This window comes from Hydrogenophaga sp. A37 (assembly GCF_002001205.1).
In the GTDB taxonomy this organism is placed as follows: Bacteria; Pseudomonadota; Gammaproteobacteria; order Burkholderiales; family Burkholderiaceae_C; genus Hydrogenophaga.
This window is the reverse complement of sequence record NZ_MUNZ01000106.1, coordinates 13,516-26,117: the sequence shown is the minus strand read 5'-3', so window position 1 is coordinate 26,117 and position 12,602 is coordinate 13,516. Positions and strand designations below refer to the sequence as shown.

Annotated in this window: 16 protein-coding genes; 12 read left to right on the top strand and 4 right to left on the bottom strand. The window is 65.8% G+C overall.

Going from position 1 to position 12,602, the window contains the following annotated elements; all coding sequences use genetic code 11:
* The first annotated feature begins 76 nt into the window (after nt 1–76).
* From B0E41_RS12885 to B0E41_RS12865, 5 genes are all read left to right on the top strand, one after another.
* On the top strand, nt 77–1,258 hold the full coding sequence (locus tag B0E41_RS12885; RefSeq protein ID WP_077331559.1) for an isovaleryl-CoA dehydrogenase: 1,182 nt from the start codon (nt 77–79) through the stop codon (nt 1,256–1,258).
* Between the two features lie 53 nt (nt 1,259–1,311).
* The gene (can, locus tag B0E41_RS12880; protein WP_077331558.1) at nt 1,312–1,968 is read left to right on the top strand and encodes a carbonate dehydratase; all 657 of its coding nucleotides are present in this window, start codon (nt 1,312–1,314) and stop codon (nt 1,966–1,968) included.
* Between the two features lie 76 nt (nt 1,969–2,044).
* On the top strand, nt 2,045–3,235 hold the full coding sequence (locus B0E41_RS12875; RefSeq protein WP_077331557.1) for an acetyl-CoA C-acyltransferase: 1,191 nt from the start codon (nt 2,045–2,047) through the stop codon (nt 3,233–3,235).
* Between the two features lie 8 nt (nt 3,236–3,243).
* Entirely contained in the window at nt 3,244–3,912 is a 669-nt protein-coding gene (locus B0E41_RS12870) for an SDR family oxidoreductase (RefSeq protein WP_077331556.1), read from the top strand.
* 37 nt (nt 3,913–3,949) lie between these two features.
* Complete coding sequence (locus B0E41_RS12865) at nt 3,950–5,077, top strand: acyl-CoA dehydrogenase family protein (protein ID WP_077331555.1); 1,128 nt, start codon at nt 3,950–3,952, stop codon at nt 5,075–5,077.
* Between the two features lie 117 nt (nt 5,078–5,194).
* Here the strand turns inward: B0E41_RS12865 and B0E41_RS12860 are convergent, their stop codons facing one another.
* On the bottom strand, nt 5,195–5,902 hold the full coding sequence (locus B0E41_RS12860; RefSeq protein ID WP_143433817.1) for a glutathione binding-like protein: 708 nt from the start codon (nt 5,900–5,902) through the stop codon (nt 5,195–5,197).
* A gap of 110 nt (nt 5,903–6,012) precedes the next feature.
* Between B0E41_RS12860 and B0E41_RS12855 the strand changes: the two genes are divergently transcribed.
* The 4 genes from B0E41_RS12855 to B0E41_RS12840 are packed head-to-tail and all read left to right on the top strand — an operon-like array spanning nt 6,013 to nt 8,446.
* Nucleotides 6,013–6,453 (top strand): rhodanese-like domain-containing protein, encoded by a 441-nt coding sequence (locus B0E41_RS12855; protein WP_077331553.1) that lies wholly within the window; start codon nt 6,013–6,015, stop codon nt 6,451–6,453.
* Nucleotides 6,450–6,848, top strand: a complete 399-nt coding sequence (locus B0E41_RS12850) for a YchJ family metal-binding protein (RefSeq protein WP_077331552.1) — start codon at nt 6,450–6,452, stop codon at nt 6,846–6,848. Before B0E41_RS12855 ends, B0E41_RS12850 begins: the two co-directional genes overlap by 4 nt.
* Before the next feature lie 14 nt (nt 6,849–6,862).
* A complete protein-coding gene (locus tag B0E41_RS12845) occupies nt 6,863–7,537 on the top strand; it encodes an HAD family phosphatase (protein WP_077331606.1) in 675 nt (224 codons plus the stop codon).
* A 9-nt stretch (nt 7,538–7,546) separates the two neighbouring features.
* A complete protein-coding gene (locus B0E41_RS12840) occupies nt 7,547–8,446 on the top strand; it encodes a hypothetical protein (RefSeq protein WP_077331551.1) in 900 nt (299 codons plus the stop codon).
* 186 nt (nt 8,447–8,632) lie between these two features.
* On the opposite strand, the gene B0E41_RS12835 is transcribed toward B0E41_RS12840, so the two are convergent.
* Complete coding sequence (locus B0E41_RS12835; protein ID WP_077331550.1) at nt 8,633–9,097, bottom strand: DUF2846 domain-containing protein; 465 nt, start codon at nt 9,095–9,097, stop codon at nt 8,633–8,635.
* Between the two features lie 81 nt (nt 9,098–9,178).
* Here B0E41_RS12835 and B0E41_RS27125 point away from each other — a divergent pair, with 81 nt between their 5' ends.
* On the top strand, nt 9,179–9,340 hold the full coding sequence (locus B0E41_RS27125; protein ID WP_171984754.1) for a hypothetical protein: 162 nt from the start codon (nt 9,179–9,181) through the stop codon (nt 9,338–9,340).
* Nucleotides 9,341–9,358: 18 nt separating this feature from the next.
* A complete protein-coding gene (locus B0E41_RS12830; RefSeq protein WP_077331549.1) occupies nt 9,359–9,877 on the top strand; it encodes a hypothetical protein in 519 nt (172 codons plus the stop codon).
* 31 nt (nt 9,878–9,908) lie between these two features.
* Here the strand turns inward: B0E41_RS12830 and B0E41_RS12825 are convergent, their stop codons facing one another.
* Nucleotides 9,909–10,577, bottom strand: coding sequence for a glutathione S-transferase family protein (locus B0E41_RS12825; protein WP_077331548.1), 669 nt, complete (start codon nt 10,575–10,577; stop codon nt 9,909–9,911).
* Nucleotides 10,578–10,779: 202 nt separating this feature from the next.
* Between B0E41_RS12825 and B0E41_RS12820 the strand changes: the two genes are divergently transcribed.
* Nucleotides 10,780–11,409, top strand: coding sequence for a TetR/AcrR family transcriptional regulator (locus B0E41_RS12820; RefSeq protein ID WP_171984753.1), 630 nt, complete (start codon nt 10,780–10,782; stop codon nt 11,407–11,409).
* Here the strand turns inward: B0E41_RS12820 and B0E41_RS12815 are convergent.
* Nucleotides 11,385–12,536 (bottom strand): serine hydrolase, encoded by a 1,152-nt coding sequence (locus tag B0E41_RS12815; RefSeq protein WP_171984752.1) that lies wholly within the window; start codon nt 12,534–12,536, stop codon nt 11,385–11,387. The two genes, B0E41_RS12820 and B0E41_RS12815, sit on opposite strands and share 25 nt — an antisense overlap.
* Nucleotides 12,537–12,602: the final 66 nt, after the last annotated feature.

Here is a 12,602-nt window from a genome sequence, read left to right as displayed (position 1 = left end):
CCGTTGTTGCCCTCATCCCTGCCCTCTCCCAGAGGGAGAGGGAGTGAATACCCAAACCCATTCCCAAGGAGATCCAATGAACAACCTGCCCGGCCTCAATTTCCAGCTCGGTGAAGACATCGACGCGCTGCGCGACGCGGTGCGCGAATTCGCGCAGGCCGAGATCGCGCCCCGCGCGGCCGAGATCGACAAGAGCGACCAGTTCCCCATGGACTGCTGGCGCAAGATGGGCGAGCTCGGCGTGCTCGGCATCACCGTGCCCGAGCAGTACGGCGGCGCCAACATGGGCTACCTGGCGCACATGGTGGCCATGGAAGAGATCAGCCGCGCCAGCGCCTCGGTGGGCCTGTCGTACGGCGCGCACAGCAACCTGTGCGTGAACCAGATCAACCGCAACGGCACGCCCGAGCAGAAGGCGAAATACCTGCCCAAGCTGATCAGTGGCGAACACGTGGGCGCGCTCGCCATGAGCGAACCCGGCGCGGGCTCCGACGTGATCAGCATGAAGCTCAAGGCCGAAGACAAGGGCGGTTATTACCTGCTCAACGGCAACAAGATGTGGATCACCAACGGCCCCGACGCCGACACCCTGGTGGTCTACGCCAAGAGCGAACCCGAGATGGGTGCGCGCGGCGTCACCGCCTTCTTGATCGAAAAAGGCATGCCCGGCTTCAGCATCGCGCAGAAGCTCGACAAGCTGGGCATGCGCGGCAGCCACACCGGCGAGCTGGTGTTCCAGAACGTCGAGGTGCCGGCACAGAACATCCTGGGTGGCCTGAACATGGGCGCCAAGGTGCTGATGAGCGGTCTGGACTACGAACGCGCGGTGCTCACCGGCGGGCCGCTGGGCATCATGCAGTCGGTCATGGACAACGTGATTCCCTACATCCACGACCGCAAGCAGTTTGGCCAGAGCATCGGCGAGTTCCAGCTGATCCAGGGCAAGGTGGCCGACATGTACACCGTGCTGCAGGCCGCGCGCAGCTTCGCCTACACGGTCGCCAAGAACCTCGACCTGCTGGGCACCGACCACGTGCGCCAGGTGCGCAAAGACTGCGCCTCCGTCATCCTCTGGACCGCCGAGAAGGCGACCTGGATGGCAGGCGAGGGCGTGCAGATCTACGGCGGCAATGGCTACATCAACGAGTACCCGCTGGGCCGCCTCTGGCGCGACGCCAAGCTGTACGAAATCGGCGCAGGCACCAGTGAAATCCGGCGCATGCTGATCGGCCGCGAGCTGTTTGCTGAGACCTGCTGAAGCGCAAGCCCACTGGCCGTTTGCGCCTTTGAACCAGCGTCTAAGATCGACTTATGTCATCCCAACTTCAAGACCTTTTTGCCCACAACCGCGAGTGGGCCGAGCAGATGGTGCGCGAAAAGCCCACCTTCTTCACCGACCTGTTGTCTCAGCAGAGCCCCCAATACATGTGGATCGGTTGCTCCGACAGCCGAGTCCCGGCCAACCAGATCACGGGGCTGGCACCGGGCGAGGTGTTCGTGCACCGCAACGTGGCCAACGTGGTGGTGCCGACCGACCTCAACTGCCTCTCGACCATCCAGTACGCGGTCGACATGCTCAAGGTGCAGCACCTGATGGTGGTGGGGCACTACGGTTGCGGCGGTGTCACGGCGGCGCTCAACGACACGCGCGTGGGCCTGGCCGACAACTGGCTGCGCCACATCAAGGATGTGCGCGACCGACACGCCCCGCTGCTGGCCGCAACGCCCGCGCCGCAACGGGCCGATGTGCTGTGCGAACTCAACGCGATCGAGCAGGTGATGAACGTGGCGCAGACCACCGTGGTGCAAGACGCCTGGGCGCGCGGCCAGTCGCTCACGCTGCATGGCTGGGTGTATGGCCTGAAAGACGGCCTGTTGCACGACATGATGATGACGGTGGACCGCAACGACGGCATGGACGCGGCCTACCGCGCGGCGATTGCAGGGGTCAGCGCAGAGCGGGGTTGAGTCCCCGTCGGCAGGGTCACCGCCTGAACGGCCCAGCGTTTTGGGCTTTTAGATTGATTGTTCCAAGGAGATCTCCATGACCACTTCCACTGATCCCATCGTCATCGTCGGCGCCGCCCGCACCCCCATGGGTTCGTTCCAGAGCGACTTCGCTTCCCAGTCCGCCCACGACCTCGGCGGCGTGGCCATCAAGGCCGCCGTCGAGCGCAGTGGCGTGGACAAGTCGCTGGTCGACGAGGTGCTGTTCGGCAACTGCCTGATGGCCGGCCAGGGCCAGGCGCCCGCGCGCCAAGCCGCGCTCAAGGGCGGGCTGCCACTGTCGGCTGGCGCGGTGACGCTCTCGAAGATGTGCGGCTCGGGCATGAAGGCCACCATGCTCGCGCACGACATGCTGCTGGCAGGCAGTGCCACGGTGATGGTGTCGGGCGGCATGGAGAGCATGACCAACGCGCCCTACCTCATGCTCAAGGGCCGCGGCGGCTACCGCATGGGCCACGACAAGATCTACGACCACATGATGCTCGACGGCCTTGAAGACGCCTACGAGGCCGGCCGCAGCATGGGCACCTTCGGCGAAGACTGCGCCGCCAAATACAGCTTCACGCGCGAGCAGCAGGACGCCTTCGCCATCGCCTCCGTGACGCGCGCCAAGGCCGCGACCGAGAGCGGCGCCTTTGCGACAGAGATCGCGCCTGTGACGGTGAAAGACCGCAGCGGCGAGCGCGTGGTATCGGTGGACGAAGGCCCGGGCAAGGTCAAGCTGGACAAGGTCACGTCGCTCAAGCCCGCGTTCAAGAAAGACGGCACCATCACCGCCGCTTCGTCTTCGTCGATCAACGACGGCGCGGCCGCGCTGGTGCTGATGCGCGCCTCGACCGCGAAGGCGCAGGGCCTGAAGCCCCTGGCCACGATCATGGGCCATGCCACGCACGCGCAGGAACCCAACTGGTTCGCCACCGCGCCGGTGGGCGCGACGCAGAAGCTGCTGGCCAAGACCGGCTGGGCCGTGGGCGACGTGGACCTGTGGGAGATCAACGAGGCCTTCGCCGTCGTGCCCATGGCGCTGATGACCGAGCTGTCGATCCCGCACGAGAAGGTCAACGTCAACGGCGGCGCCTGCGCGCTGGGCCACCCCATCGGCGCGAGCGGTGCGCGCATCCTTGTCACGCTGCTGCACGCGCTGCAGGCGCGTGGCGGCAAGAAGGGTGTAGCCACGCTGTGCATCGGCGGGGGCGAAGCCACCGCGATGGCCATCGAACTGGTCTGACACGGCGCATGGCAACGGTTCTGGTCATCGGCGCGTCGCGCGGCATCGGCCTCGAATTCGTGCGCCAGTACCGAGAGGCAGGCGACCGCGTCATCGCCACCGCGCGCGACGACGAGGGGCTGGAGCGCCTGCGTGCGCTCGGGGCCGAGCCGCTGCGGCTGGATGTGGCGCAACCCGCCAGCGTGAGCGCCTTGTCTTGGCAACACGATGGCGAGACGCTGGATGTGGCGCTGTACGTGGCTGGCGTGATCGATCGCGGCAGCGCCACGACGCCGCCCACGCAACAGGCCTTCGACCAGCTGATGCACACCAACGTGCTGGGGCTCATGCAGGTGATTCCGCAGGTGCTGCCCATGGTGGAGGAGGCCGGTGGCGTGTTTGGCGCGCTGTCCTCGTCCATGAGCCAGATCGGCAGCGTGCCGGGCAGCGACAGCTGGTTGTACCGCGTCAGCAAGGCCGCGCTGAACATGGCAGTGAGCTGCGCGCGATTTGATTACCCGAAGGCCCGTCTGGTGGCGCTGGACCCGGGCTGGGTGCAGACCGACATGGGTGGCAGCGGTGCGCGGCTGAGTGTCGAGGCCAGCGTGCGCGGCCTGCGTGCCGTGCTGGCGAGCGTGACCGTTGAAGACAACGGTCGCCTGCTTCACCACGACGGCCAGCGCGCCGAGCACTGGTAAGCCGAACCCGTCCCCGACACACAACGAGAGAGACCCCATGCTGCTGAACGACGACCAGACCATGATCCGCGACGCCGTGCGCACCTTTGCCCAGGCCGAACTCTGGCCCAACGCCGCGCGCTGGGACAAGGAGCACCTGTTCCCCAAGGCCGTGCACCAGGGCCTGGCCGAGCTCGGGGCCTACGGCATCTGTGTGCCCGAAGAACTGGGTGGCGCCGGGCTGGACTATCTGACCCTCGCGCTGGTGCTGGAAGAGATCGCCGCAGGTGATGGCGGCACGAGCACCGCCATCAGCGTGACCAACTGCCCGTACAACGCCATCTTGATGAAGTACGGCACACCCGCACAACAGCAGCAGTGGCTGGTGCCGGCGGCCCGTGGCGACATCCTCGGCGCGTTCTGCCTGACCGAACCGCACGTGGGCTCCGATGCGTCCGGCCTGCGGACCACGGCGGTGCGCGATGGCGACGAATACATCATCAATGGCGTCAAGCAGTTCATCACCAGCGGCAAAAACGGCCAGGCCGCGGTGGTGATCGCGGTGACCGACAAGGGCGCGGGCAAGAAGGGCATGAGCGCCTTCATGGTGCCGACCGACAACCCCGGTTACGTGGTCGCGCGGCTGGAAGACAAGGTTGGCCAGCACAGCAGCGACACCGCGCAGATCAACTTCGACCACTGCCGCATCCCGGCCGAGAACCTGATCGGTGCCGAGGGCGAGGGCTACCGGATCGCGCTCAGTGCGCTCGAGGGTGGGCGCATCGGCATCGCGGCGCAGAGCGTGGGCATGGCGCGCAGCGCGCTGGACGTGGCCATTGCCTACGCCAAGGAGCGCCAGAGCTTCGGCACCGCCATCTTCAACCACCAGGCCGTGGGCTTTCGCCTGGCCGAATGTGCGACCAGGCTGGAAGCAGCGCGCCAGCTGATCTGGCACGCGGCCGCCCTGCGCGACGCCGGTTTGCCCTGCCTGAAAGAAGCGGCCATGGCCAAGCTGTTTGCCAGCGAGATGGCCGAACAGGTCTGCTCAGCCGCCATCCAGACCCTGGGCGGCTACGGCTATGTCAATGACTTTCCGCTGGAGCGCATCTGGCGCGACGTGCGGGTGTGCCAGATCTACGAAGGCACGAGCGACGTGCAGAAGATCATCATTCAGAGGGCGCTGTAAGCGCCACCCCCTGCGCCGCTGACGCGGCTTCCCGCTGGAAGGGGGACGATGCGAGTGGCCCGGCAAAGCCGGTTCCACCGCCTCCTGGGTTGAAGCCACTTCGTTCGTTGCGGTTCTTCAGTTCGGCGCAGCCGGAATCGTCAGACCCTTCGCCACCGCCGGACGTGCTACGAAGGCCGCCACCACGCGCTGCACTTCGGTGAACTCGGCGTAGCCCACCAGGTCGCCGGCTTTGTAGCGTTCGACCATGTTGCGCACCCAGGGCCAGATGGCGATGTCGGCGATGGTGTACTCGTCGCCCATGACCCAGCTGCGGCCTTTCAGGCGTTCGTTCAGCACGCCCAGCAGGCGTTTCGATTCGGCGGTGTAGCGGTCGCGCGGGCGCTTGTCTTCATAGTCTTTGCCGCCAAAAATCGTGAAGAAGCCGACCTGGCCAAACATGGGGCCGACGCCGCCCATCTGGAACATCAGCCACTGCAGGGTTTCGTAGCGTGCGGCGGGGTCGGTGGGCAGGAAGCGGCCGGATTTTTCGGCCAGGTAGACCAGGATCGCGCCCGACTCCCACAGCGCCAGCGGCTGGCCGCCCGGGCCGTTCGGATCGAGGATGGCGGGGATCTTGTTGTTCGGGTTCAGCGACAGAAACGCGGGCGTGAACTGGTCCTGCGTGTCGAAGCTCACGCGGTGCACCTCATAGGGCATGCCCAGCTCTTCCAGCAAGATCGACACCTTCACGCCGTTGGGCGTGGGCAGGCTGTAGAGCTGCAGGCGGTCGGGGTGGGTGGCGGGCCACTTCTGGGTGATGGGGAAAGCGGACAGGTCGTGAATGGTGGTCATGGTGCTGGGGCTCCTGTTGGACAACGCCCAACACGCTACCACCGCCGCGCTCCGCGCGCTGGTCGCCGCTACCATTGACCCGATCCAACAAGGAGACCGCCATGCCCATCACCAAAGGCTTTCGCGCGCTGGTAGACGAAGCCACCGCGCAGATCACCACCTACAGCGTCGAGCAGGTGCGCGAGCGCCTGCAGGCCAACGACCCGACCCTGCAGATGGTCGACATCCGCGACCCGCGCGAGCTGGAGCGCGAGGGCACCGTGCCCGGCGCCTTGCTCGCACCGCGCGGCATGCTCGAATTCTGGGTCGACCCTGACTCCCCGTATTTCAAACCCGTGTTCGCCGACGAGAGCAAAGAGTTCGTGCTGTTCTGCGGCGGCGCCTGGCGCAGCGCGCTGGCGGCCAAGGCCTTGCAAGAGATGGGCATGACCAACGTGGCCCACGTGGAAGGCGGCTTCGGCGCCTGGGCCAAAGCAGGCGCCCCCACCGAAACCCTGGAAGCCCACAAGGCCGCCCACGCAGTGCGCAAAACGGCGGCATGAGCGAGCTCACGCCGTGCCCCTGCGGGCGCGTGGACGCGCGAGGCAAGGTGCTCGCGTTCGACGCCTGCTGCGGCCGCTACCTCGACCACGACACCCCCGCGCCCGATGCCGAGAGCCTCATGCGCTCGCGCTACAGCGCTTTTGTGCTCGGGCGCGTGAACTACCTGAACAGCAGCTGGCACCCCAGCACCCGACCCGCCGAGCTCACGCTGGAGCCGGGCCAGAAATGGCTGGGGCTGGAGGTCAAACGCCACCGCGTGGTCGACGCCGATCACGCCGAGGTTCAGTTCGTCGCGCGCTCGCGATTGGGTGGGCGCGGTGTGCGCCTGTGTGAAAACAGCCGCTTCGTGCGCGAAGGTGGGCGCTGGTTCTATGTGGATGGAGATCTGAAGTGACGGTGAGAAGTGACATCGCGAAATTTGAGGCCGTGCTGTTCGATTGCGACGGCGTGCTCGTGGACAGCGAGCCCATCACCAACGGCGTCTTGCGCCAGATGCTGAACGAGGCTGGCTGGGCGCTGGGCCAGGCCGAGTGCGAGCGCATCTTCATCGGCAAGGCCGTGCGCGACGAGCGCGTGCGCATCGAGGCCGAGACCGGTCGGCCGCTCACCGATCACTGGATGCGCGCCTTCTACACGCGGCGCGACCAGCGCCTGCGCGCCGAACTGCAGACCGTGCAGGGAGCGCTCGACGCCGTCATCGCCGCGCACGGCCACACGGCCGGTCGCATCGCCTGCGCCTCCGGCGCCGACCGGCCCAAGGTCGTGATGCAGATCGGCATGGCCGGCATGGCGCCGTATTTTGAAGACCGCATCTTCAGCGGCCACGACCAACCGCGCTCCAAACCACACCCCGATGTTTACCTCGCCGCCGCCGCCCACCTGGGCGTGGACCCCGCGCGCTGCCTGGTGATCGAAGACACCGCCACTGGCGCACAGGCCGGCCTCGCGGCCGGCGCCACCGTCTGGGGCTACTGCCAGCACGGCGACGGCCGCGCCTTCGAGGGCCTGCCGGTGGCCCGCGTCATGCGCCACATGGCCGAACTGGCGCAGGCGCTGACGTTGCCACCGCCCGGCTTGCGGTAAAAACGTGCCATGCACCTCACCCGCCGCCAACTGCTGGGCCACAGCACCGCTTTGCCTCTTTCGCCGCTCCTGCGGCTCATGCCGCTCGCCGGCCTCGGCCTCGCCGCCTGCTCCAGCGTCGAAACGACGAGCGTGCAGGCGCGCCTGCTCGGCAAATCCATCACCGTCATCAGCACCATCGGCACCACGCTGCGCCTCTCCTGGCGCGGCACCACCGTGTTCAACAACGAGCACGGCGAAGCCTTCGTGCCCGACTGGGGCTTCAAGGAACAGCTCGAAACCCGCACCGTGGAGCTGCTCAAAGCCTCCGGGCGTTTCTCCAGCGTGCAGCGCGCCACCATCACATCGACCCGCCGCGAAGAAGCGCTCAAGGAGCTGAAGGAACTCAAGACCCCGACCGACCACGTGCTGCTGATCTCGGGCGCGCCCTCGGCCGACAGCATCTGGGCCACCAAGGAAGGCTTCTTTGGCCTCGGCATCGCGCAGCGCAGCATCCTGCAACTTGGCACCGAGTCGGTGGCCCACGCCTCGCTGCGTGTCGACCTGCTCGTGCCCAGCACCTTCGGCGCCGTGCTCGGCGAAGCGACAGTGACCACCGCCCAGCGCGTGCCCGCGCCCGCGCTGCTGCGCGGCCCGCGCCTGAACGACGACCACGCCGCTGCGGCGCGCGAGTCGCTCAAGGTGCAGGTGGACGCTGCGGTGCAGAGTCTGGTGAATCAGTTGGGGTTGGGGAAGGCGGGTACGGCTGCGGTTGAGACGCCTGCGACACCGAAGCCTGTGTCAGCGCCAGTGGCTGCGCCTGAGAAGCCATTGGCCAATGGCTTGCCGGTGACGTCGCCGAACGTGGAAGGTAGGGGAATTCCGGCGCCGGCTGGCGGTGGAGTTGACATCCCGCCTGCGGGGCGCTGACCGAGGCTTTGCCGAGCCATTCAATTGATGGAGCGGCCATTCAATGAGTTGGTTGACCAGTCCGGTCAACTTCTTTGCGAAGCAATGACCCATGGTGGATTTTGTGTTGCGCCCAGATTGGCTGAGAGGTGAATTTCTGTTGTTGAAACTCACCTTTCAATCCCTGTCTGAGCTCGCAAATGCCGTTTATCGTGTAGCGCTGCAGTTGCCGAGTTTGGCCATGTCAAGCTCCACCACGTCACTCATGCCTTGCTTTTCAGAAACCTGCACAACCCCCGCTCCGCCGACAAACATGCCCATCTTGATGAACTGACGGACGAAGTAGTTTTTGCCAGATACAAACATCAACTCCAGGGTGTTGGGAGAAAACTCGGACTCCGTGTCAATTTTGTGGGTTTTTCCACCCTCAACCTCGGTGTAAAAGAAAACGTCCGGGGCACTCTCTCCAATGCACTTTCCATCAACCCAAATGTCTTTCTTCAGCGCTTTCCCTGTGAAGCTGTTCCTGTAGATATAGACACCGGCGTTGCCTGGGCTGGGTTGATTGAATTCCTTTGCTTTGGCTGATTCTTCTTTGGATGCCATGTTCACAGATGCACACCCGGTAACAAGCAAGGTTGCAGCAAGAGCAAAGAGTGACGCGACTTTCATGAAATTGATGCCTTAATAATCTTGTGAATAGGGAAAGCTGATTGACATCAGCCCGTGGCGGATGAGCGCCTCATGTAGTGTATGACGCAGAAACTGCTGAGTTGGCTGTTCGCTGCAGTCATTCTGGTCATGACACTCTCGTCAATATATCCAAGCATCTTTTTTGCCGCACTCGGCCTGCTCTGGCTGCATTGCGACAAGGCCGTTTCCAGCAGCGGCGAGAAGTCTGCGTGGTACCTTTGAGCGCAATGGGAGCGTGATATGAGTTTCTTTTCCGAGTGCGTCAAACCACACCTCAAGGCGGCGGTCATTTACTGCATTCCCTTGATTGGTGTGGTGTTCTTGTCGGTGGTTGTGCCGGTGCCGTCATTGGATGCCGCCGATGCGATCGGTCGATGGATTGCGGTGTTTGTGTTCCTGTGGCTGCTGGTGGGCGTGTTCATCTTCCCCGTGTGGCGGCTTTACATCGCGTTGGGGCAGGGCCTTGTTCGCTCGCGGACGTTGCGCGGGGTCTTCGCCTTGATGGGCGGGTTCTTGAATTTCTGGGTGGTCGGGTCCCTGGTGCGGTTGTCAAAGGTTGGGGACTATTTGTATCGGAATCAGCGCCTGGATCTGGGCATGGACTCGGGTGCCGATGTGTGGAGTTCGTACCTGAAGATGACCGAGGGCTTGCTGGCAACGAGTGGTTTGCTTGTGCTGTATGCCGTGCTGGTGCCGACATGTGTGTGCTGGCTGGGACGGGTCAGGCGTTCGAGGGCGGTCTCGCTGGAAAGGCCGTAGCCGCTCCACCGGCTCCCGGTGTGCCGCAACTTCAAAACCGCAAGTCAGGCGAAGGCGTAGGGCCCACCCCTTGGCTCAACGCCGTTTCTCGCTCCACGCGCAGGGCGCGCTGGAAGGCGGGGCGGTCTTGCAGCCGCTGCCAGTAGGCGGCCACCGCGGGCGTGAACTGGGCGTCCAGGCCCAGATGTCGGGCGAGCACCAGGGCGTAGCCCACGGCCACGTCGGCGGCGGTGAAGCGGCCGGCGCACAGGTGCTCGTTTTTCTGTACGGCCACGTCCACCGCGCGCAGTCGGGCCAGGAACCAGCGCGCGTAGTCGGCGGCCACCTGGGGTTGCAGGCGCTCGGGCGGTTCGAAGTGGGTGTAGCGCAGCACCAGCGTCTGCGGAAAGGTGAGCGTGGCGTCGCTCATGTGCAGCCAGTTGAGGTAGGCGCCAAAGGCGGGCTCGCCGGCGGGCACATCGAGCCCGCCCGGGCTGTGGCGCGCAGCGAGGTACTGGCACATCGCGGCCGACTCGGTCATGCGGGTGGCGCCGTCTTCCAACAGGGGCACGGTGCCGAGAGGGTTCAGGTCGAGGTAGTGACGGGCGTGCACGCGGGGCGGGAAGGGCAGCATGCGCAGTTCGTAGGGCAGGCCCAACTCTTCGAGCATCCACAGGGGACGCAGGGAGCGGGCGCTGACGCAGTGGTGCAAAACGATCATGGGGGCAGTCTAGGCAGGGTGGTGGCCATGGCTGCGCCATCGGGGTTGCAGATCAGGCCAAAGATGGGGTCTGCAGCGCGGTCGCGCCGCGGTATCCGATGGGGTCACCTGCGGCGTTCTTGGCGTGATGCGGGAGGTGATCCGCTCGCCTTTGCGCGCCCTCCAAGTCCCTTTGGTTGCGCCAAGTCCAAAATGCGACCCCATGACCGCCCAGCGAAAGAAAGCCGCTCCACTCACACGCCGCAGTCCCCGCCAGGTACGGGCGCACGAAACCCTGGCTGTGATCCTGGAGGCGGCCTGGCTCTTGCTCCAGCAGCGGGGGCTTGCGGGCTTCAACACCAACCGGATTGCCGAGCGTGCGGGCGTCAGCATCGGCACGCTGTATGGCTACTTCCCCAACAAGCAGTCCATTCTGGTGGCGCTGGCGCGCCGGCTGTTGCAGGCGGACCGGCAAGCCGTGGTGGATGCGCTGGAGACCGCTGCAGCGCAGGGCGCGGACCCTGTGCGTTGCATCGTTCGCGTGCTTTTCCAGCGCCATCGGCAAGATGCAAGCCTGCGCAGAACTTTGCTGAGTGCCTACCTCGGTGCCGGGTTGGCGGGCGACGACGCCGAGCAGGTTCGGGCGCAGGTGGGGCACATCGTGTCGCACCCCGGTGGTCCGTTGGAGGGCCGTTCCCTGACCGGGGCGCAGCTCTTTGTCGTCTCGCGCGCCGTGCTGGGTGTCGCACGGGCATTGACCGAAGACGCGGAGGCACTGCCCGTGTCCGATCAGGCGCTGGAGGACGAGTCGGTTCGCTTGGTCCGCGCTTACCTGGACGTCGTCGCGGGTTGAGCCTGGCGGGAGGCGAGCGCCAGCAGCGCGGCAAAGACGCTGTCCTCGGCCGCCAGGATTTCGGGCGTGCCGTAGTCTCCTGCGGTCATCGCGACCACCAGGTCGAGCTCGGGCACCACGAAGAGCCGTTGGCCTCCGTTGCCGATGGCTTGAATCACCGCCAGCGATCTGCCCGCCACCGTTTGCTCGCTGGTCCACCACTGGTAGCCGTAGCCGAAGCGGGCGCTGACCCGGATGTGGGTCGAGGTGGTGGCCTGCACCCAGGCCGACGGCACCACCTGCCGCCCTTGCCATTGCCCACCCCGCAGCACCAGGGCGCCGATCTTCAGCAGATCGCGCGGGCGCAGGCGCAGGCCGGCGTGAGCGAGTGGGCGGCCACGGAGATCGCGGCCCCATGTCCATGTCTGGATGCCGAGGGGTTGAAACAGCTCGGCATCGACCACTTCGGCCCATGGACGGCCGGTGGACCGTTCGATGACGTCGACCAGCACCGAGGTCAGGCCGCCGCTGTAGACGAAGGTCTCGCCAGGGCGGGCCACGGCGTCGCGCCCGAACACGGTGGAATAGAAGGAGCCCGTCCAGGCCAGGGGCGTCTGGTCGTCGTCGCGTGTGCGCCGCACGGGGGACGGCTCGTCCCATGCCAGTCCGGCGCTCATCGTCAGCAGGTCCCGGATGCGGATCGCGTTTTTCGGCGGTTGGTCGAGCGCCGGATGTTCGGCGTACAGCGACGCGACCGTCGTGTCCAGACCGGGGACTTCCTTGCGCGCCAGCAGGACGCCGTACACCAGGCCGACCACGCTCTTGCTGATGGACCGCATGTCGTGCAGGTCATCGGGGCCGAAGTGGCGGCGAGACGACCAGAGGCTGTACAAGCCCCTGTCCTGGCCGCTGCGATAGCGCTCGGCGACGATGCGGTCACCGTGCATGACCAGCACGCTGTGGATGTTGAGTCCATCGGCGTCGATCCGGTTCAGCGTCCGGTCCCAGTCCAGCTCGGCCGCCGCTGCTGGGTGGCCGTAAGGCAGGGGTGGCGTGTCGGCGGCTTGCGCTGCTGGCAGGGTCAACACCGCGATGGTGGCCAGGGTGGAAAGCCAGGCGCGGATGCAGGGAGGTCTGGGCAGTTGCATCGCACGATTGTCGGCAGCGGGTTCCCGGCCGCCTACTCGCATTGGCGACCAGCGGATTGAACACCG

Bases quoted from the DNA above. Each gene is read 5' to 3' on its own strand.
- B0E41_RS12885 (WP_077331559.1), top strand. From the start codon at position 77: ATGAACAACCTGCCCGGCCTCAATTTCCAGCTCGGTGAAGACATCGAC.
- can (WP_077331558.1), top strand. From the start codon at position 1,312: ATGTCATCCCAACTTCAAGACCTTTTTGCCCACAACCGCGAGTGGGCC.
- B0E41_RS12875 (WP_077331557.1), top strand. From the start codon at position 2,045: ATGACCACTTCCACTGATCCCATCGTCATCGTCGGCGCCGCCCGCACC.
- B0E41_RS12870 (WP_077331556.1), top strand. From the start codon at position 3,244: ATGGCAACGGTTCTGGTCATCGGCGCGTCGCGCGGCATCGGCCTCGAA.
- B0E41_RS12865 (WP_077331555.1), top strand. From the start codon at position 3,950: ATGCTGCTGAACGACGACCAGACCATGATCCGCGACGCCGTGCGCACC.
- B0E41_RS12855 (WP_077331553.1), top strand. From the start codon at position 6,013: ATGCCCATCACCAAAGGCTTTCGCGCGCTGGTAGACGAAGCCACCGCG.
- B0E41_RS12850 (WP_077331552.1), top strand. From the start codon at position 6,450: ATGAGCGAGCTCACGCCGTGCCCCTGCGGGCGCGTGGACGCGCGAGGC.
- B0E41_RS12840 (WP_077331551.1), top strand. From the start codon at position 7,547: ATGCACCTCACCCGCCGCCAACTGCTGGGCCACAGCACCGCTTTGCCT.
- B0E41_RS12835 (WP_077331550.1), bottom strand. From the start codon at position 9,097: ATGAAAGTCGCGTCACTCTTTGCTCTTGCTGCAACCTTGCTTGTTACC.
- B0E41_RS27125 (WP_171984754.1), top strand. From the start codon at position 9,179: ATGACGCAGAAACTGCTGAGTTGGCTGTTCGCTGCAGTCATTCTGGTC.
- B0E41_RS12830 (WP_077331549.1), top strand. From the start codon at position 9,359: ATGAGTTTCTTTTCCGAGTGCGTCAAACCACACCTCAAGGCGGCGGTC.
- B0E41_RS12825 (WP_077331548.1), bottom strand. From the start codon at position 10,577: ATGATCGTTTTGCACCACTGCGTCAGCGCCCGCTCCCTGCGTCCCCTG.
- B0E41_RS12820 (WP_171984753.1), top strand. From the start codon at position 10,780: ATGACCGCCCAGCGAAAGAAAGCCGCTCCACTCACACGCCGCAGTCCC.
- B0E41_RS12815 (WP_171984752.1), bottom strand. From the start codon at position 12,536: ATGCAACTGCCCAGACCTCCCTGCATCCGCGCCTGGCTTTCCACCCTG.